This is a genomic window from Dokdonella soli, assembly GCF_039523175.1.
GTDB classification, from domain to species: Bacteria; Pseudomonadota; Gammaproteobacteria; order Xanthomonadales; family Rhodanobacteraceae; genus Dokdonella_A; species Dokdonella_A soli.
In genome coordinates this window covers 530984-548923 of record NZ_BAAAEU010000006.1, presented here as the reverse complement: position 1 = coordinate 548923, position 17940 = coordinate 530984, and the positions used below count along the sequence as shown (strand labels likewise).

Here is a 17940-nt window from a genome sequence, read left to right as displayed (position 1 = left end):
AAAGTGAAGGGCCGCCGTTTGCAGGCGTGCGGATCTCGGAACTTGAGACCGCGACGACTACAATGCGCGGCTGATGAACGCGATCCTCGCCCGCAAGCACGCATACGAAGCCGGCAAGCTGGCCAAGCGCCTGCGCCATCAAGTCGGTCAGGCGATCGCGGACTTCAACATGATCGAGGACGGCGATCGCGTGATGGTCTGCCTGTCCGGCGGCAAGGATTCCTACACCCTGCTGGACATCCTGCTGAAGCTGCAAGCGAAGGCGCCGGTGCGCTTCGAGCTGGCCGCGGTGCATCTTGACCAGAAGCAGCCGGGCTACGATCCCGACGTGCTGCCGACGTACCTGCGTGCGCTCGGCGTACCGTTTCATATCCTCGAGCAGGACACCTACAGCGTCGTCAAGCGCGTGATCCCGGAAGGCAAAACGATGTGCAGCCTGTGCTCGCGGCTGCGCCGCGGTTCGCTGTACACGTTCGCGGCCGAGAATGGCTTCACCAAGATCGCGCTCGGCCACCACCGTGACGACATCGTCGAGACGCTGTTCCTGAACCTGTTCCACCAGGGCACGCTGAAGGCAATGCCGGCCAAGCTGCGTTCGGACGACGGCCGCAACATCCTGATCCGCCCGCTCGCGTACTGCGCCGAGAGCGACATCGCCGAGTACGCGGAGCAGTGCGCATTCCCGATCATGCCGTGCAATCTGTGCGGCTCGCAGGAGAACCTGCAGCGCAAGGCGATCAAGGCGATGCTGGCCGAGTGGGAGAAGAAGTTCCCGGGCCGCATCGAGACGATCTTCCGCGCGCTCGGCAAGGTCGAGCCCTCGCATCTGGCCGACACCGACCTGTTCGATTTCGCCGGGCTCGGTGCGCGCGACGATTTGCCGCGCACGGATGCGCAGGCGTGGCTCGCGGGTCGCGAGCACGATTCGGCCTGACAACCCCCACCCTCCGTCGTCCCGGCGCAGGCCGGGACCCAGCATCTTTCGCACTTCGCTGAAGGCACTGGGTTCCGGCCTGCGCCGGAACGACGACAAATATTCCCTGGCTCACGCCCTCAGCCCTCGGCCCTCAAAACCATGTTCTTTCGCAACCTCAGCCTGTTCCGTTTCCCCGAAAGCACCAGCAAATCCCTCAAGAAACTCGAAAAGGAACTCGATTCGCAGCGCCTGCGCGAGTGCGGCCCGCTGGAGCTCGCGACGCGCGGCTTCGTGTCGCCCTTCGGCCGCGACAGCGAGGAGCTGTTGCACCAGATTGGTGCATTCAGCCTGGTCACGATTGGCGCCGAGGAGCGCCTGCTGCCGTCCGTCGTCGTCAACGAGGAACTGTCCGACCGGCTCGCGAAGATCGCCGAGAAGGAAGGCCGCCGGATCGGCGCAAAAGAACGCAAGCGCTTGAAAGAAGAGGTGATTTCAGAACTCCTGCCGCGCGCCTTCATACGCCCGTCACGACTCTCTGCTTATCTGGACGCGGACAACGGTTGGTTCGTCGTCGACAGCGCCAGCCGCAAGGCGGCTGAGGACGCGGTCAGCCAGATTCGTGAGGCGCTGGGCCGCTTTCCGGCCACCCCGATGGCCCCCGAGGAATCCCCCCGGGCGCTGATGACGGACTGGTTGATTGGTGGCAAGCTGCCGGAAGGATTGGTCCTCGGCGAAGAATGCGAACTGCGCGATCCGGCCGAGGCCGGCGCGGTGGTCCGCTGCCGCCGCCAGGACCTTGAATCGGACGAAGTCAGGGAGCATCTGAAGTCAGGCAAGCAGGTGTTTCAGCTTGGCCTCGTGTTCGACGAACGCATCAGCTTCGTGCTCGGCGAGGACCTCGTCGTGCGCAAGCTCAAGTTCCTGGATGTGGTTCTCGACCAGCTTGGCGAGGGCACCGCGGAATCGGCACGCGCCGAACTGGATGCCAGCTTTGCGTTGATGACGCTCGAACTCACGAACCTGTTCGGGTACCTGGAAAAATGGTTTGGATTGCCCCGTCCGGGCGAGCGCGACTAGCGCCATCGGCGGGTCGGCTGGAGAAGAAGAAGTGGATCTTGCGAACAACTACCTTGAACTGGCCACTACGGCGGGCGACACGATCAAGGTGCTGCGCAAGAGCCACCCGCGGGCGCGCCGGCTGCGCCTGACCGTGACGCCCGGTGGTGCACGCGTCACCTATCCCGAAGGCACGCATCCGGCGCAGGTGTTCGCATTCCTGCGCAAACACGGCGAGTGGCTCGAACGCAAGCTCGACGAGCTCAACCTCGGTTCCGCGCCGCCGCCGCTGAAGCCCGGCGCGGCGACCGTGATGCCGCTGCGCGGCGAGACCACGCGCCTGTCGTGGCGCGACGGCGCGTATCCGCAGATCGAACAGCTCGATGACCGTCTCGTGCTGACCTTGCCGCGTCCGCACGGCAAGTCGACGCTGCCGGCCGCACGCGCGCTGCTGCGCTCGTTCCTCGAAGCGCAGATCCGTCGCGACGTCAGCCGCTATCTCGCCCGCTACTGTCCGGAACTCGGGCGTGCGCCGACCGCGATCAAACTGCGTCCGCTGAAGAGCCTGTGGGGCAGCCTCGACACGCGCGACCGCGTCACGCTCGACCTCGCGCTCGCGCTCGCACCGCCGGCCGCGTTGCGCTACGTGGTCGTGCATGAACTGTGTCACCTGCGCATCCGCAGCCACTCGCCGCGCTTCTGGGCGCTGGTTGAGAGCCTGTATCCGGACTGGCGCGAACAACGCGACTGGCTGCGCATCCACGGTCAGGCCCTGAAAGCGGAGTTGACGCGCCTGATCCACGCGCCGCTGGATTGAGCGAAGCCTTGTAGATTCTGTAGAGCGGCTTCAGCCGCGATGCTTTTCGACCAAAGGCATCGCGGCTGAAGCCGCTCCTGCCAAGCCACGTCGCGGTCAACGTGTGCGAAACGCGTTGATCGCGTCCGCAACCGCTGCCGCCTCTTCCATATGCAGATGATGATGACCCGGTAGCCGCACCACGCGGATGTCGGCGACCTGTGCGGCGCGCGCGTCCATCATCGCACTCGGCAGGTAGCTGGTCGCCGGATCGGCGAGCACCAGCAAGGTGCGCGCGCGGATGCCGGCCAGCATCGCCAGCACCTGCGCTTCGGTATAGCGCTGCGGACTCGCCAGCGTGAGCCGCGGATCGCTGGACCAGACGAAACCGCCTTCGACCGTGTTGACGCCGCGTTCGACGATCGCGCGCGCGGCGGGTTCCGAGAGGTCGTTCGAGGTCACGCGCGCACCGATGGCCTCATCAAGTGCCGGAAACACGCGCAGCGGCCGCCGCGCCGCGAACGCGGCATGCTGGTCCAGCGCGCGCCGCAGTTGCGGCAAGGCATCGTCGAACGTCGTGGTCAATGGGCCCAGCGCCTCGATCAGCAGCAGGTCGCCGACGCGCTCCGGATACAGCGCCGCGAACAGGCTCGCCAGCGTGCCGCCGAGCGAGTGCCCGAGCAGGTCCGCACGCGCCCAGCCGAAGTGGTCGAGCACAGCACGCAGCTCGTCGAAATAATCCACGTAGTGGTACCACGCGCCGGTCGCGATATGCGACGAGCGGCCGTGGCCGCGCAGGTCGAGCGCGACGACCTGCCAGTCGCGCGCGAGCCGCGGCGCGAGGAAATCGAAACTGCCGGCGTTATCAAGCCAGCCGTGCAGCGCGAGCAGCGGCGGCAGCGACGGATCCCCCCAGCGCTTAGCCGCCAGCGTCGCCTGCGGCAGCTCGATTGAGAGTTCCTCAGCGATAGCTTGCATTGTTTGCGCAGGTCCGTAGCGAGGCTGTCGAGGCGCCGGCCGGGGGCGCTCGGCGGACTGAAGGGCGACGAAGGCGTACATGACGGTACGTCGAGCCGGCCTGAGGGAGCAGAGCGCCTCCGGCCGAGTGGATCGGCGGCCGCAGTAGAAGCTGTGCGAACAATGCGAGCTTATCCATCGCGCAGGCGTTCGTAGCGTGAGCGTGCGGCGTTCTGCTGCGCCGACGTGCGTGCCGCATCCCAGCCCGGATCGAACTCGGGCCAGCCCTGGGCCTGACGCAGGATCAGCTCGGTCAGCGCGCCGACGTGATCGTCGCCGCTGTTCAAGGCTGGAATGTATTCGAAGCGCTCACCGCCGGCGTGCAGGAAGCGCGCATGGTTGCGGATCGCGATCTCCTCGAGCGTTTCCAGGCAATCGACCGGGAAACCCGGGCAGAGCACCTGCACGTGCTTGATGCCCTCAGCGGGCAGCGCGTCCAGCGTCGCTTCGGTGTACGGTTTCAGCCACGCGGCACGGCCGACCCGCGACTGGAACGCGACGATGACCTCGTCCTCGCTCAGGTCGAGCCGCTCGCGCAGGCGTCGTGCGGTCGCCTGGCACTGGCAGAAGTACGGATCGCCGGCGCGGAAATACTTCTCCGGGATGCCGTGGTAGGACAGCAGCAGGCGCTGCGCACGGCCGTGCCGCTGCCAGTGTGCCTCGACGCTGCGCGCGAGCGCTTCGATGTAACGCGCCTCGGCGTGGTAATCGGTGACGAAGCGCAGTTCTGGCGTCCAGCGCCAGGTCGCGAACTCGGCGCCGACCGCATCGGACACGGACGCCGTGGTCGTTCCCGAATATTGTGGAAACAGCGGCACGACCAGCACGCGGCGCGCGCCGTTCGCGGCGAGTTCGCGCAGCACAGGCCCGATGCCGGGGTTGCCGTAGCGCATCGCATGGCGCACCAGGATCGGTCCTGGTCGCTGCGCACGCAGCGCGGCCTGCAGCTTCGCGGCCAACGCGGCGGTGCCGGTCTGCAGCGGCGAGCCTTCCGGCGTCCAGATCTTCGCGTACAGCGCAGCCGAGTGCGCCGGCCGGATGCGCAGGATCACGCCGTGCAGGACCAGCCGCCACAGCCAGCGCGGCAGCTCGACGATGCGCGGATCGGCCAGGAACTGCGCCAGATAGCGCCGCACCGCACGCTTGGTCGGCGCGTCCGGCGTACCGAGGTTGACGAGGAGCACCGCCGCTGTCGGCTCGCTGCCGTGGCGGTGCTTGGGCTGTCCGAAATAGCGCGGCATGGGTAGAGGGGCTGGGTCCGGCGAAAGGCGCGTGCTGCGACCGGAGCGCATGACCCGGTTCGATGCGGCAGGCCGCTGCGGCTAAGGTTTTGACGGGCTTGGAATTGCTGATAGACTCGGGCCGCTACCGCGGACCACCGCGGAGCAGACGATTGCCATAACGATAACATGCCGCCATGCGCCCACTGACCTGCTTGTTGGCAGCAGGGATGCTTGCCGTCGCCTCATTCTCCGCGAATGCAGCGACGACCGCCTATGGAGAGGCGTTCGACACGCTCTACAAGATCGACCTTGTGACCCGGCAGGCGACCGCGATCGGTGCTGCCGGCATGTATGGTGGCGTCCGGATCGGCAACGTCAGCGGCCTGACGACCGCGGCCGACGGCACGCTGTACGCCGTAGCGGGCGGGCTCAAACTGCTGTCGAAGGTGGATCCGGCGAGCGGTCGCGCGAATGTGCTCGGCAGCCTGGGCCTCGCGGGTCAGGGCGATCCGGCGCGCAACGATGCGCTCGACCTCAGCATGATCGTCGCCTGCGACGGCAAGCTCTACTTGTCCTCCTCGATCGCGAACAAGCTCTGGACCGTCGATCAGGGCACCGGTGCGGCAACCCTGGTCGGCCCGACCGGACACCCGATCACCGGCCTCGTCGCGCGTGGCGGCAAGCTCTATGGCGCCGGTGGCAAGGGTGACAACAATCTTTACCGGATCGACCCGGCGACCGGCGCGGCGACCCTGATCGGCAGCTTCGGACCCGGCCTGACGCGCTGGGTGAATTCGATTTCCATGAGCTTCGACGCCGACGGCACGCTCTGGGCGGTCATCAACTATGTGCCGCCCCAGCACGACTCCGACCCCGTTCCGGACTGGAGTGACCTCGCCACCATCAATCCCGCGACCGGCGCCGTCACCGTGCTCGGTCCGATCACCGGCCCGGATTCGCTGCGCCAGGTCGGCATGAAGGGCTTTACCGTGGGGCCTGCACAATGCACCGGCAGTGCGATCGACCCGACCGGATTGCCCGTCGGATCACCATGGGCATTGACCTTGCTCGGTGCGCTGCTTGTGGCGACGGGTTTGTGGAGCTGTCGGAATCAACTGCGCGCGTGAGCGCTCACGTGCGCTGCGCGCTTCATCGCAGGCTCAGGTCCGGCTGCTAACTTGGGACCGATATCCCTTCCGGAGACGCCGATGCATCGCGCCGTGTTCACCCTGATCCTGGCCCTGTTTGCGACCGCCACACTGCCGGCCCATGCCGGCGAGGCGGAACAGAAGCGCGCCGAAAACGCGCTGCGCGTGCTCAAGGAGGTCATGGAGGCGCCGGACAAGGCGATCCCGAAGGACCTGCTGCAGAACGCGCACGCGGTCGCGGTGATACCGGACGTGATCAAGGCCGGCTTCGTGGTCGGCGGCCGGCATGGCGAAGGGCTGATCGCGGTGAAGACGCGCGACGGCACCTGGTCGAACCCGAGTTTCGTCGGCCTGACCGGCGGCAGCATCGGTTTCCAGGCCGGCGTCTCCTCGACCGACGTGATCCTGGTGTTCCGCACCGAACGTGGCGTCGATTCGATCGTGCACGGCAAGTTCACGCTGGGCGCGGACGCCTCCGCCGCGGCGGGCCCGGTCGGCCGTTCCGCGCAGGCGTCGACCGATGCGCAGCTGAAGGCGGAGATCTACTCGTACTCGCGCGCGCGCGGCCTGTTCGCCGGCGCGGCGCTCGATGGCACCGCAATCACCATCGACAACAGCGCAAACCAGGCCGTCTATGGCGATGGCGTCACGGCGCGGCGCATCTTCGACGGCGGCGTCCGCAACGTGCCGAACGCGGTCGTCGATTTCCGCGACCGTCTCGAGGAGTACACTACAAAGTAACGTGACGCTAGGCGTCCGCAATTCGTACTGAGAGCATTTTATGGGCGGTTTGAGCATCTGGCATTGGCTGATCGTGTTGGCGATTGTCGCCCTCGTGTTCGGTACCAAGCGCCTGCGCAACATCGGCGAGGACGTCGGCGCCGCAATCAAGAGTTTCCGCAAGGGCATGCAGGACGGCGACGCTGATGGCCAGCCGCAATTGAAGGCCGATCCGCCGCCGGCAGCGCAGACGACAGCGGGTGAGCGCAAGCCCGATCACGTCGAATAGACGCGCCCCCGCGTCATCGCGCGCGGCGAACGCCGCGCTCCCTGAGGTTTTCCGGAAACACGCATGTTCGATATCGGCTTCAGCGAAATCGCGCTGATCGCGGTCGTGGCCCTGCTTGTGCTCGGGCCGGAGCGCCTGCCACGGGTCGCGCGCACGGCGGGTGCCTTGGTGCGCCGAGCGCGCGCCAGTTGGCAGAATGTGCGCAGCGAAATCGAGCGCGAACTGGCCGCCGAGGATCTGAAGAAGACCATCCATGACACGCAGCGTGCCGCGGACCTGCGCGGCGAGGTGAATGCGGCCGCCGCCGACATCGACGCGGCCGCGCGCGGCGCCGCAAACCCGCCCAAACCTGCGCCGACCGATGAGCGAACCTGAGTCCCCGGACGACGGCGAGCAGTCGTTCATCTCGCACCTGGTCGAACTGCGCGAACGCCTGCTCAAGGCGGTCGCCGCGGTGCTGCTGGTATTGCTCCCGCTGCTCTTTTTTGCGAACAAGCTTTACGGCTGGCTCGCGCTGCCGTTGATCAGGCATCTGCCGCAGGGCGGCACGATGATCGCGACCGAAGTCGCCTCGCCGTTCCTGACCCCGCTCAAACTCGCGTTCTTCGTCGCAGTGCTCATCGCGATTCCGTTCGTGCTGTACCAGCTCTGGGCGTTCGTCGCGCCGGGCCTGTACAGACAGGAAAAGCGGCTGGCGGTGCCGCTCCTGGTTTCCGCGGTGATCCTGTTCTACATCGGCTGTGCGTTCGCGTATTTCCTGGTGTTACCGGCGGTGTTCACGTTCATGACGCACGTCGCGCCCGCCGGCGTCGCGGTGATGCCGGATATCGGGCACTACCTCAGCTTCGTGCTGGGGCTGTTTCTCGCGTTCGGGCTGTGCTTCGAGGTACCGGTCGTATTGGTGATCCTGGTAGCGCTCGGCGTGGTCACGACCGAGCAGCTGGCCAGCAGCCGGCGCTACGCGATCGTCGGCTCGTTCGTGATCGCCGCGGTGCTGACGCCGCCGGATGTGCTCTCGCAGACCATGCTCGCGGTGCCGATGTGCCTGCTCTACGAGGTCGGCATCTTCGGCGCGCGCACGCTGACGCGCACCGAACCGAAGGCCTCGTCGTCGACGGACGGCTAGCCGGCTCATCGCCCCCCTTTACAAATCGTCACATAGATGGGGTGCGCGGCGTATCCAATGTGACCCGCGTCACAGTTACACTTCTCCACGAGGCAAGAAGTGCTGTGCCTAGCGGGAGAAGCACCATGAGAAAACCGGCTACGGACACCGACGACGCACGCGATGCCAGCCTGCGCGTCTCCAAACGCGTGCGTGACAGCCTGAAGGCGGCTGCCGCGGTCATGGGTCGACCGCTCTACGACGTGACCAACGAGGCGATCAGCGACTATCTGTCCGGGCTGAAGCTCGGCGATCCGCTGGCCGCGATCCGCCGCTCCAGCCGCGCACGCAAGCCCGGCTGAGCGCCTGGTCGCCGCGCGAACTCCGACGCGGATTCACGCGCGTCGCGCCAGCCCTTGCGCCGCGATCATCCGGAAGCGGCGCAGCAACCGCCGCGCCGCAGGGGCCGGCGCATAGGCACGCTGCAGGCAGCAGTCGGCCGGGCAATCGCCATTCGCCGCGTGCGAGCGCCCACGCAGATAGCCGCGCATGATCTCGACGCTGAATTCCGGATGGAATTGCAGACCCCAGACCTTCGGCGCGAACCGTATCGCGTGATGCGGGTCGTGTGCCGAGCGCGCCAGCGTCACCGCGCCTGGTGGCAACTCAAGCACGCTCTGCTGGTGCGAGGCGTGGGCGAGGAACTTCGCAGGCGCGATGCCGAGCAGAGCGTCCTGCGCACCATCCGGAGTGCGCTCGATGCCGACTGTGCCGACCTCGCGGCCGGCTGGATGGTAGTCGACGCGCCCGCCGAGCGCGTGCGCGAGCAACTGGTGGCCATAGCAGACGCCGAGCACGGGCAGTCCCGCGTCGACCGCACCGCGCAGCCACGCGGCGGTTTCCTCGCTCCAGGACAGGCGTTCGCTGACCATCGCAGGCGAACCCGTGACGATCACGCCGACATGCGTTTCCGGTTTCGGCAAGGTCTCGCCGGCATGCACGCGCACCACGTCGACGTGCCTGCGCTGCAGGCCGAGCCCGTGCCGGAACCAGTCCGGGAAATCGCCGCGGCGCGCGCGCAGCGCCGGCAACGTGCTGCCGGTCTGCACAATGAGAAATTTCCGATGGCCTGCAACATTCATCCTGAGTTTCCTGGATGGCCGGCAGAGAATCTGGAGGGTTCAGCGCTTCCCGCGGCGCACGCTTCAGTCGGCCGGTGGCAGGACATGGATGACTTCGGGAATCGTGGTGATGCCGCGCGCGACCTGCGCTGCGGCCGAGGCGCGCAACGGCTGCATGCCCTCGCTGAACGCGGTCGCGGTGACCTTGGCCAGGTCAAGATTCGGCTGGATCAACGCTCGGATCGCGGGCGAGACGCGCAACATCTCGTAGATGCCGGTGCGACCGAGGAAGCCGGTCTTGCGACATTCGAGGCAGCCTTTCGGGCCGAAATGCTTGACCGGGGGCGCAAGGTGCCAACGGTGCGTCAGCGCGGCCCAGGCTTGCACGTCGAGCGGCGTCTCGGTCTTGCAGTGCGGGCACAGCGTGCGCACCAGGCGCTGCGCGACGATGCCGGTCAAGGTCGACTGGATCAGGTAGTGCGGCACACCGAGATCGAGCAGGCGCGTTAGCGCGCTCGGCGCGTCGTTGGTGTGCAGCGTGGACAGCACCAGATGGCCGGTCAGCGACGCCTGTACCGCCATCTGCGCGGTTTCGAGGTCGCGGATTTCGCCGACCATGATGATGTCCGGGTCCTGGCGCATCAGCGTGCGCACGCCGGCCGCGAAATCGAGATCGATCGCGTTGTGCACCTGCATCTGGTTGAACTCGGGCGAGACCATCTCGATCGGGTCCTCGACCGTGCAGACATTGATGTCCGGCGTGGCCAGCACCTTCAAGGTCGAATACAGCGTGGTCGTCTTGCCGGAACCGGTCGGGCCCGTGACGAGCACGATACCGTGCGGGCGATCGACGAACTCGCGCCAGATCTTCTCTTCGTCTGCGGAAAAACCGAGCTGACGGAACTCCTTGACCACGATGTCCGGGTCGAAGATACGCATCACGATCTTCTCGCCGAACGCGGTCGGCATCGACGACAGGCGCAGCTCGACCTCACGGCCGCCGGCCGAGCGCGTCTTGATACGGCCGTCCTGCGGGCGGCGCTTCTCTGCGACATCCATGCGGCCGAGGATCTTGATGCGCGAGGTTACCGCGGTCATCACCGGCGTCGGCAGCTCGAACACCTTGTGCATCACGCCGTCGATGCGGAAGCGGATCGGGCTGGAATCGCGGCGCGGTTCGAGATGGATGTCCGACGCGCGCTGCTCGAATGCGTATTGCAGCAGCCAGTCGACGATGTGCACGACATGGCGGTCGTCGACGCCGATGTCCCCGGACTTGCCGAGCTCGACCAGCTGCTCGAAGTTCAGGATCGCGCGGCCGTCGTTGACGTCGTTCTTGGCGTCCTTGGCGCGCTGGATCGAGCGTTGCACGCCCCACCATTCGGTCAGGTAGCGACCGACGTCGAGCGGACTCGCGACCACGCGCTGGATGTCACGGCGCAGGATATGGCCGAGGTCGGCGATCCAGCGTGTATCGAAGGGTTCCGAGGTCGCGAACACGACCTGCATCTCGGTCACCGCGACCGGCAGGATGCGGTAGCGGTTCGCGTAGGCGTGGCTGACCACTTGGGTCACCGCGGCGACGTCGATCTTCATCGGATCGATCTTGAGATAGGGCAGGCCGGCGCGTGCGGCAAGCCACTGGGTCAGCACTTCGAGGCTCAGCGGCTTGTCCGGATGGCGCGCGTCCGCGAGTTTGAGGTTCGCGACCAGCACCAGCGGGTGCAGCTCGGTGCGCCCGCGCGCGGTGCGCACGTCGGCGCGCACGCGCTTGACATCGGCCTCGGCCAGCACGCCGTCGGCGAGCAGCGCGGCGAGCGTTTCGTCGAGATCGAGGCGACGATGCCTCCCGAGCGTCGCTTCGGGGAGCGCGCTGGCGGGAGGCTGGGTCACGCTGGCCATGTCGTCGAGTCCCCGGGGCACTTGAGCCGGCCGCTATACTAGCGCGCTTTTCGCACGCCACTTTGTGAGCCAGGTGCCATGCCAGGACCGACCTTTCAGGAAGTCATCCAGACCCTCAACCGCTATTGGGCGGAGCAGGGCTGCGTGTTGATCCAGCCGCTCGACATCGAAGTCGGCGCCGGCACCTTCCATCCGATGACCTTCCTGCGCTCGATCGGACCGGAGCCGTGGGCGGCCGCCTACGTGCAGCCGTCGCGCCGACCGACCGACGGCCGCTACGGCCAGAATCCGAACCGCCTGCAGCACTACTACCAATACCAGGTGGTGACGAAGCCAAATCCAGACGACATTCTCGACCTGTACATCGGCTCGCTGAAGGCGCTCGGCGTCGATCCGCTCGTGCACGACCTGCGCTTCGTCGAGGACAACTGGGAATCGCCGACGCTCGGCGCCTGGGGGCTCGGCTGGGAAGTCTGGCTGAACGGCATGGAAGTCACCCAGTTCACCTATTTCCAGCAAGCCGGCGGTCTCGAGTGCAAGCCGGTCACCGGCGAGATCACCTACGGTCTCGAGCGCCTCGCGATGTACCTGCAGAACGTAGACAACGTGTTCGACCTGGTCTGGACCAACGCACCGCACGGCGTAGTGACCTATGGCGACGTGTTCCACCAGAACGAGGTCGAGCAGAGCACCTACAACTTCGAGCACGCGAACGTGGAGAAGCTGTTCGCGTGGTTCGATACCTGCGAAGCCGAGGCGAAGAAGCTCGTCGACGCCGGCCTGCCGCTGCCCGCCTACGAACAGGTGATGAAGGCCAGCCACACGTTCAACCTGCTCGACGCGCGCCGAGCGATCAGCGTGACCGAGCGTCAGCGCTACATTCTGCGCGTGCGCACCTTGTCGCGCAGCGTCGCCGAGGCGTACCTCGCGCAGCGCGAGAAGCTCGGCTTCCCCGGACTCAGGAACCAGAAGGAGGCCGCGTGATGTCGGCAGCCCGTGCGCCATCGCTGCTGATCGAACTCGGCACCGAGGAACTGCCACCGAAAGCACTTGACGAACTCGCGAGCGCGTTTGCGAATGGCGTCTGCGAAGGTCTGACCAGGCGCGGCGTCGCCGCCGATGTCGCAAGCGCGAAGCCGTATTGCTCGCCGCGCAGGCTCGCGGCGTGGATTCCCGATGTCGCGACCGCGCAGCCGGACCAGCAGCAGGAGCGCCGCGGACCGGCCGTGAATGCGGGCCTCGATGCGAACGGCGAGCCGACCAAGGCGTTGCTCGGCTTCGCGCAGAGCTGCGGCGTCGAAGTCGCGCAGCTCGAGAAGCTCGAAACCGACAAGGGCGCATGGTTCGTGCATCGCGCGACCAAGCCGGGCCAGCCAACCGCCGCGCTGATCCCGGAGATCGTCGCCGAGGCGCTGAAGGCGCTGCCGATCCCGAAGCCGATGCGCTGGGGCGATCACGACTACGCGTTCGTGCGCCCGGCGCACTGGCTGGTCATGCTGCACGGCCACGACGTCATCGAGGGCGAGATCCTCGGCCAGACTTCGGGACGCATGTCGCGCGGCCATCGCTTCCATCACCCGCAACTGGTGCATATCGTCGATGCGGATTCCTGGCTCGATGCGCTGCATGCGGCAAAGGTGATCGCCGATCCGGTCGCGCGCCGCGCCCGCGTGCGCGCCGAGGTCGCGCGCGTTGCGCCGGCAGGCGTCACGCCGCAGCTGCCGGAGGCGCTCGAGGCCGAGATCGCGAACCTGACCGAATGGCCGGTCGCGATTCCTTGCGCGTTCGACCGCGAGTTCCTCGCCGTGCCGCAGGAAGCGCTGGTGACGACGATGGAGACGAACCAGAAGTTCGTGCCGATGTTCGATGCGCAGGGCAAGCTTACCGAGCACTTCATCGGCGTCGCGAACATCGAATCGAAGGACCCGGCCGAGATCCGCAAGGGCTACGAGCGCGTGATCCGGCCGCGTTTCGCCGACGCGAAGTTCTTCTGGGACGAGGACCTGAAGACGCCGCTGGCCGCGAATCAGGAAGCGCTGAAGGACGTCACCTACCAGCAAGCGCTCGGCAGCGTCTGGGACAAGAGCGTGCGCGCCGCCGAACTGGCGCGCGTGATTGCCAATCGCGTGGGGGTCGATGCGAGTCTCGCGACGCGTGCGGCCGCGTTGTCGAAATGCGACCTGCTCACGCGCATGGTCGGTGAGTTCCCTGAGTTGCAAGGCGTGATGGGTCGCTACTACGCGACCGCGAACGGCGAGCATCCGGAGGTCGCGCAAGCGCTCGACGCGTTCTATGCGCCACGTTTCGCCGGCGATGCAATCGCGCAAGGCAAGGTCGCCCAGGTGCTCAGCGTCGCCGAGCGCCTCGACACGCTGGCCGGCATCTTCGCGGTCGGCCAGAAGCCGTCCGGCAACAAGGACCCGTTCGCACTGCGCCGCACCGCACTCGGACTGGCGCGTACCTTGATCGAAGCGCGGCTGCCGCTCGATCTGAACGCGCAACTCGCGGAAGCGTTCGCCTTGCTGCCGGATTCCGCGCTCTCAGCCGGCCTGCCGAAAGGCAAGGACGGCAAGGCAACCCCTCTCGACGCCGGTGCTCGCCGCGCGGAACTGGTGGGCGAGCTGTACGACTTCATCCTCGACCGCCTGCGCGGCTACTACACTGAACAGCGCATCTCAGGCGAGGCCTTCGAGGCCGTGCGGGTGCTCGCGCCGGACGATCTGACCGATTTCGATCGCCGCCTGCGCGCGGTCGTGGAATTTGCGGCGTTGCCCGAGGCACAGGCACTGGCCGCCGCGAACAAGCGCATCGGCAACATCCTGCGCCAAGCGGGCGACGTGAAGACCACCACGATCGACGAGGCTCGGCTCGAAGGCGGCGCCGAACGCGATCTCGCGACCGCGTTGCGGGCGGCGCAAGCCGATGGCGCTCCACTGATCGCGGCACGCGACTACGTCGGCTTGCTCAAGCGTCTGGCGCGCCTGCGCGAACCGGTCGACCGGTATTTCGACGCAGTCATGGTCATGGTCGACGATACGGTCGTGCGCACGAACCGCCTCGCACTGCTCGCGCAATTGCGCAGCCTGTTCCTGCGCGTTGCTGATATTGCGTTGCTGCCGACGGTGTAAGCGTCGCAGTGCCGCACTGCGGCCTGTACGAGCCCGCCTACGTCGATCGCTCGCGCAACCGCGCACCGGTCGCGACGCAGGCGCGAAACCTTCCATGAGCGCACGGCGAATGGCAGCGACCTGCAGCAGTTCACGCTGCAGGTCCGAATTCCTGACCGATATCATCGCGCGCGACAAGGTGATCTTCGCGCCGCCAGTCGCCTCTTGCGAAAACACAAAGAATGGGCCAGCAGATCGCTGGCCCATTCCGCCGTCCCGAGTGACGATGGTCTAGAAGTGGTAGTTGAAACCCACGTAGTAGCTGCGACCCAGCGGTTCGTACAGCGCGCTGCCGAAACCGTCGCCGAAAAGGTTTACCGGCATTTTGCGGTCAAACACATTGTTGACGCCGCCGTAGAACTGCCAACCTTCCTTCTGTGAGCCATAGGCGACGCGTACGTCGCTGTAGGTGCGTGAGCCTTCGGTGATCGGCGTGGTCTGGTTCGGCTTGGTCGCATAGCTTTCGTTGGAAATGGTGGCGCGCAACATGCTGGAGAAGTAGCGCATGTTCCAGTCGAATTGCCACCGTTCGAACGAGTAGCGGGTGCCGAGCGATGCCTTCCATTCCGGGAAGCCATCGGTGCCGACGTCCTGCACGTGCTGGGTCGGGTCGTCCTGGAACGGGAACGCCGTGTAGTCGATGACGCGGGTGACGTTCAGGTCCAGGCGCAACTTGCCAGGTCCGAGGTCGCGGCTGTAGTACGCGGCGAAATCGATACCCGACGTATTGGTGCCCGCCAGGTTGAGATTGATCTGGCGGATGAAGGTCAACTGATGGGTTGTCGGATCGCGACGCAGGTTGCTGCAATAGGCATTGTTGATGCCTGCCGTCGAGTCGACGCATTTGTCGACGATAGCCTGCGCGTCGACTGCCGAGATCGCATTCTTCAGCTTGATGTTCCAATAGTCGGCGTTGAAACCAAGCCCGTCGACGAACTGCGGCGTGACGACGAAGCCGAAGGTGTAGGTCTTGGCGGCTTCGGGACCGAGATTCGGGTTGCTTCCCGATACGCCGCCCACGCTTGCGGAAGGATCGATTTCAACGCCGGGCGGAACGCCGAGGGCGGCGCAGTTGGCGGCGCGTACGGCCGGATTGGGGCCGTTCGGGATGCGGCTGGCCGAGCAGGGGTCGGTGACCGTGAAGAAGTTCTGCGACTGGCCGCTGTACAGTTCGTTGATGTTCGGCGCACGCACGGCGTACGACATCGTGCCGCGCACGCGCACATTGTCGTCGAACGCCCAGTCGAGGCCGTATTTCCACGTTTGCGTGCTCCCGATCGTGCTGTAGGAGGACTCGCGCACCGCCGCATCGAGGCTGAGGTTCTTGATGAACGGCTTGTCGGCCAGCACGGGAAGTCCGAATTCGACGAACGCTTCCTTCACGTTATAGGCGTGATCGAAATTCGCGATCGCGTTGTTGAACGTGGCACCGGACTGGTCCAATGGATCGTTGGTCTGCTGGATGGTTTCCTTGCGGTACTCGAAGCCTGCCGCGAGGCTGGCGCTGCCGGCGCCGGTCGGCACGTTGAACAAGTCGTTGTTGGTCACGCTGCCGGTGGCCACGGTTTCGCTGAGCTTGTTGCGGACGTAGGTGGTTTTATTGAACCAGTTGCGCGCGGCGGCATTGATCGCACCAGCTCCGAAGATGCTGGTCGGAATGCAGCCCTGGCGACCGAAATCGGAAATCGGCGCGCCCGTGTTGATGTCGACGTGGCTTGGGTCGATCGTCGAGCGGCAGACGATGTTGCCGGTGACCGGATCGCGCACGGCGTCGATCGACGCGAAAAACCGCTCGATGACGCGGTTGTTCACGTTGGCGACGGTCGACCGCGTGTTGCCGTAGGTGACCGATGTGTCGTACTCCCACTTGTCGGCAATCACGCCATTGGCGCCGAGCACGATGCGACCGGTATCGCGCCGGGTGTCCTCGATGCGCAGCCCGCTGTCCACGTCGAAGCGGGAAATATCGACCTCACTGACGCCCTTGGCCGTCATCAGATCGCGTAGATCCTGCCGGATATACGCATTGTCCGCGGCGATCGCGTAGCCACCGCCAGCGAAGCCGACGCCTCCGTTGAGCACCGATCCGTAGGCCGGCTGAAACTTGCTGTTGATGTCGATGACGTTGTAACTGCCTTCAAAGTACAACCGGTTCGACGGCGTCAGATCGAAACTTGCGCTGGTGCTGAGCGTGGTGCGTTCGAATTTCGGCTGCAGCTGGATGGTCTGGTTGGCATTCAAGTGATCGCAGTTTGCGCAACGCGAAGAGTCGTAAATGCCGTCAAAGCGTTGCGGACGGACGTGACCATCGGGATCGAAGACATAGCGTTCACCGCTGCTCGCCTTGGAGTCGCTGCCAAAGAAAAAGGTGCCGCCTTCGGTAATCGTATAGCTGCCGGCATCGGGGAACAGGGTGCGCGTATACGCGGAGCCGGGCGTCCGGATCGTACCGTACTGCTGGTTGCCGAAACGGTCATGGAACATCAACTCGTCTTGGCGGCTGTGTTCGAGTGAGAACGCGATGTTGCCGCGATCCTGCGCGAAATTGCTGCCGGCAGTGGCTGAGATGAAGCCCGATTTTTCGCCACCCGGGGACGTGGTGCCGGACTGCGCGTGCAGGTCCGCGCCTTGGTACTGTTTCTTCAGGATGAAGTTGACGACGCCCGAGACAGCGTCGGCGCCATAGATCGCGGAAGCGCCGCCGGTGATGATCTCGACGCGATCGACCCAGTCGGCCGGGATCAGGTTCGTGTCGACCGCCGCAAAATCCGTCGACGAGCTGACGTAGCGGCGACCGTTGACCAGCACGAGCGTGCGCTGCGGACCGAGATTGCGAAGATCCTGCAAGGCCAGCCCGGCGGTGCCGATTTGCCCTTGCCCCGAGTTGCCCATGGTGAAGGTGGTCGCCAGCTGCGGCATCCGCGTCAGGATGTCACCGATGTTGATCGCACCTACGGCCTGGATGTCCGCGGCCGTCAATACGCTGATCGGCGTCGGCGAGACGACATTCGGGTTGGAGATACGTGAACCGGTGACGGTAATCACGCCGAGGCGCGCCGTTTCGTCGCTCTTCGGCTTGGATTCGTCCGGCTGGGTTTGCCCCTGCGCTGCCTGGTCGCCGGCGCTTTGCGCGTGCACCGAACCCAACGAGAGTGACGCGGTCAATGCCACGATGATGCACGACACGAGCAGTCGCTGATTCATAACGCCCTCTTTGCCTTGTTGCGTTCCCCGGCTGGCCGGGATGGCCATGCACGGCGCTGTGATTGGCCACCACACACGATTACGTGGGTGAACCCTTCTGCCAACTCGAACGTAACGAAAATTTAATCAGGGCGTCAATTGGTTGACGCGAAGCGCGCTATTTCTGCAACGCGTGGTTGCCGCTTGCCTCGATCGGACGAGTCGCTGTGTGAAAGCCGCGACGAACTCGGCTATTTGCACGTCGGTTCTAGAATTGCACACAGGCGCCGTCCGCAT

General features: G+C 65.7%; 16 protein-coding genes. 11 read left to right on the top strand and 5 right to left on the bottom strand.

Going from position 1 to position 17940, the window contains the following annotated elements; all coding sequences use genetic code 11:
- The first annotated feature begins 73 nt into the window (after positions 1–73).
- From ttcA to ABD002_RS08125, 3 genes are all read left to right on the top strand, one after another.
- Positions 74–934, top strand: a complete 861-nt coding sequence (ttcA, locus tag ABD002_RS08135; RefSeq protein WP_343789241.1) for a tRNA 2-thiocytidine(32) synthetase TtcA — start codon at positions 74–76, stop codon at positions 932–934.
- 141 nt (positions 935–1075) lie between these two features.
- Positions 1076–1993, top strand: coding sequence for a recombination-associated protein RdgC (locus tag ABD002_RS08130; protein WP_343789238.1), 918 nt, complete (start codon positions 1076–1078; stop codon positions 1991–1993).
- Positions 1994–2024: 31 nt separating this feature from the next.
- Positions 2025–2789 (top strand): M48 family metallopeptidase, encoded by a 765-nt coding sequence (locus tag ABD002_RS08125; RefSeq protein ID WP_343789235.1) that lies wholly within the window; start codon positions 2025–2027, stop codon positions 2787–2789.
- A gap of 96 nt (positions 2790–2885) precedes the next feature.
- Here the strand turns inward: ABD002_RS08125 and ABD002_RS08120 are convergent, their stop codons facing one another.
- Both ABD002_RS08120 and hemH read right to left on the bottom strand, forming a co-directional pair.
- On the bottom strand, positions 2886–3746 hold the full coding sequence (locus tag ABD002_RS08120) for an alpha/beta fold hydrolase (protein ID WP_343789232.1): 861 nt from the start codon (positions 3744–3746) through the stop codon (positions 2886–2888).
- Between the two features lie 170 nt (positions 3747–3916).
- Positions 3917–5026 (bottom strand): ferrochelatase, encoded by a 1110-nt coding sequence (hemH, locus tag ABD002_RS08115; RefSeq protein WP_343789229.1) that lies wholly within the window; start codon positions 5024–5026, stop codon positions 3917–3919.
- Between the two features lie 176 nt (positions 5027–5202).
- Here hemH and ABD002_RS08110 point away from each other — a divergent pair, with 176 nt between their 5' ends.
- The 6 genes from ABD002_RS08110 to ABD002_RS08085 all read left to right on the top strand — a co-directional run bounded on the left by ABD002_RS08110 (position 5203) and on the right by ABD002_RS08085 (position 8632).
- Positions 5203–6135: a DUF6923 family protein gene (locus tag ABD002_RS08110; RefSeq protein ID WP_343789226.1), complete on the top strand. Its 933-nt coding sequence runs from the start codon at positions 5203–5205 to the stop codon at positions 6133–6135.
- A gap of 81 nt (positions 6136–6216) precedes the next feature.
- Complete coding sequence (locus tag ABD002_RS08105) at positions 6217–6897, top strand: lipid-binding SYLF domain-containing protein (protein ID WP_343789223.1); 681 nt, start codon at positions 6217–6219, stop codon at positions 6895–6897.
- Between the two features lie 40 nt (positions 6898–6937).
- Entirely contained in the window at positions 6938–7165 is a 228-nt protein-coding gene (tatA, locus tag ABD002_RS08100) for a Sec-independent protein translocase subunit TatA (RefSeq protein ID WP_343789220.1), read from the top strand.
- A gap of 63 nt (positions 7166–7228) precedes the next feature.
- Complete coding sequence (gene tatB / locus ABD002_RS08095) at positions 7229–7540, top strand: Sec-independent protein translocase protein TatB (protein ID WP_343789218.1); 312 nt, start codon at positions 7229–7231, stop codon at positions 7538–7540.
- Positions 7527–8291, top strand: coding sequence for a twin-arginine translocase subunit TatC (tatC, locus tag ABD002_RS08090; RefSeq protein ID WP_343789215.1), 765 nt, complete (start codon positions 7527–7529; stop codon positions 8289–8291). The genes tatB and tatC overlap by 14 nt, the downstream gene beginning before the upstream one ends.
- 125 nt (positions 8292–8416) lie before the next feature.
- A complete protein-coding gene (locus tag ABD002_RS08085; protein WP_343789212.1) occupies positions 8417–8632 on the top strand; it encodes a hypothetical protein in 216 nt (71 codons plus the stop codon).
- Positions 8633–8665: 33 nt separating this feature from the next.
- Here the strand turns inward: ABD002_RS08085 and ABD002_RS08080 are convergent, their stop codons facing one another.
- Together ABD002_RS08080 and tfpB are read right to left on the bottom strand one after the other, a co-directional pair.
- A complete protein-coding gene (locus ABD002_RS08080; protein WP_343789210.1) occupies positions 8666–9412 on the bottom strand; it encodes a glutamine amidotransferase in 747 nt (248 codons plus the stop codon).
- Positions 9413–9475: 63 nt separating this feature from the next.
- Positions 9476–11293, bottom strand: a complete 1818-nt coding sequence (tfpB, locus tag ABD002_RS08075; protein ID WP_343789207.1) for a type IV pilus assembly ATPase TfpB — start codon at positions 11291–11293, stop codon at positions 9476–9478.
- A 78-nt stretch (positions 11294–11371) separates the two neighbouring features.
- Here tfpB and glyQ point away from each other — a divergent pair, with 78 nt between their 5' ends.
- Together glyQ and glyS are read left to right on the top strand one after the other, a co-directional pair.
- Positions 11372–12277, top strand: a complete 906-nt coding sequence (glyQ, locus tag ABD002_RS08070; RefSeq protein WP_343789204.1) for a glycine--tRNA ligase subunit alpha — start codon at positions 11372–11374, stop codon at positions 12275–12277.
- The gene (gene glyS, locus ABD002_RS08065) at positions 12277–14421 is read left to right on the top strand and encodes a glycine--tRNA ligase subunit beta (protein ID WP_343789202.1); all 2145 of its coding nucleotides are present in this window, start codon (positions 12277–12279) and stop codon (positions 14419–14421) included. The genes glyQ and glyS overlap by 1 nt, the downstream gene beginning before the upstream one ends.
- Before the next feature lie 270 nt (positions 14422–14691).
- Here the strand turns inward: glyS and ABD002_RS08060 are convergent, their stop codons facing one another.
- Positions 14692–17664, bottom strand: coding sequence for a TonB-dependent receptor domain-containing protein (locus ABD002_RS08060; protein WP_343789200.1), 2973 nt, complete (start codon positions 17662–17664; stop codon positions 14692–14694).
- Between the last annotated feature and the right edge of the window lie 276 nt (positions 17665–17940).

Coding starts and splice junctions, on each gene's coding strand:
- glyQ (WP_343789204.1), top strand. CDS start 11,372: ATGCCAGGACCGACCTTTCAGGAAGTCATCCAGACCCTCAACCGCTAT.
- glyS (WP_343789202.1), top strand. CDS start 12,277: ATGTCGGCAGCCCGTGCGCCATCGCTGCTGATCGAACTCGGCACCGAG.
- ABD002_RS08130 (WP_343789238.1), top strand. CDS start 1,076: ATGTTCTTTCGCAACCTCAGCCTGTTCCGTTTCCCCGAAAGCACCAGC.
- tatC (WP_343789215.1), top strand. CDS start 7,527: ATGAGCGAACCTGAGTCCCCGGACGACGGCGAGCAGTCGTTCATCTCG.
- ABD002_RS08120 (WP_343789232.1), bottom strand. CDS start 3,746: ATGCAAGCTATCGCTGAGGAACTCTCAATCGAGCTGCCGCAGGCGACG.
- hemH (WP_343789229.1), bottom strand. CDS start 5,026: ATGCCGCGCTATTTCGGACAGCCCAAGCACCGCCACGGCAGCGAGCCG.
- ABD002_RS08060 (WP_343789200.1), bottom strand. CDS start 17,664: ATGAATCAGCGACTGCTCGTGTCGTGCATCATCGTGGCATTGACCGCG.
- tatB (WP_343789218.1), top strand. CDS start 7,229: ATGTTCGATATCGGCTTCAGCGAAATCGCGCTGATCGCGGTCGTGGCC.
- ABD002_RS08080 (WP_343789210.1), bottom strand. CDS start 9,412: ATGAATGTTGCAGGCCATCGGAAATTTCTCATTGTGCAGACCGGCAGC.
- ttcA (WP_343789241.1), top strand. CDS start 74: ATGAACGCGATCCTCGCCCGCAAGCACGCATACGAAGCCGGCAAGCTG.
- tatA (WP_343789220.1), top strand. CDS start 6,938: ATGGGCGGTTTGAGCATCTGGCATTGGCTGATCGTGTTGGCGATTGTC.
- ABD002_RS08085 (WP_343789212.1), top strand. CDS start 8,417: ATGAGAAAACCGGCTACGGACACCGACGACGCACGCGATGCCAGCCTG.
- tfpB (WP_343789207.1), bottom strand. CDS start 11,293: ATGGCCAGCGTGACCCAGCCTCCCGCCAGCGCGCTCCCCGAAGCGACG.
- ABD002_RS08105 (WP_343789223.1), top strand. CDS start 6,217: ATGCATCGCGCCGTGTTCACCCTGATCCTGGCCCTGTTTGCGACCGCC.
- ABD002_RS08110 (WP_343789226.1), top strand. CDS start 5,203: ATGCGCCCACTGACCTGCTTGTTGGCAGCAGGGATGCTTGCCGTCGCC.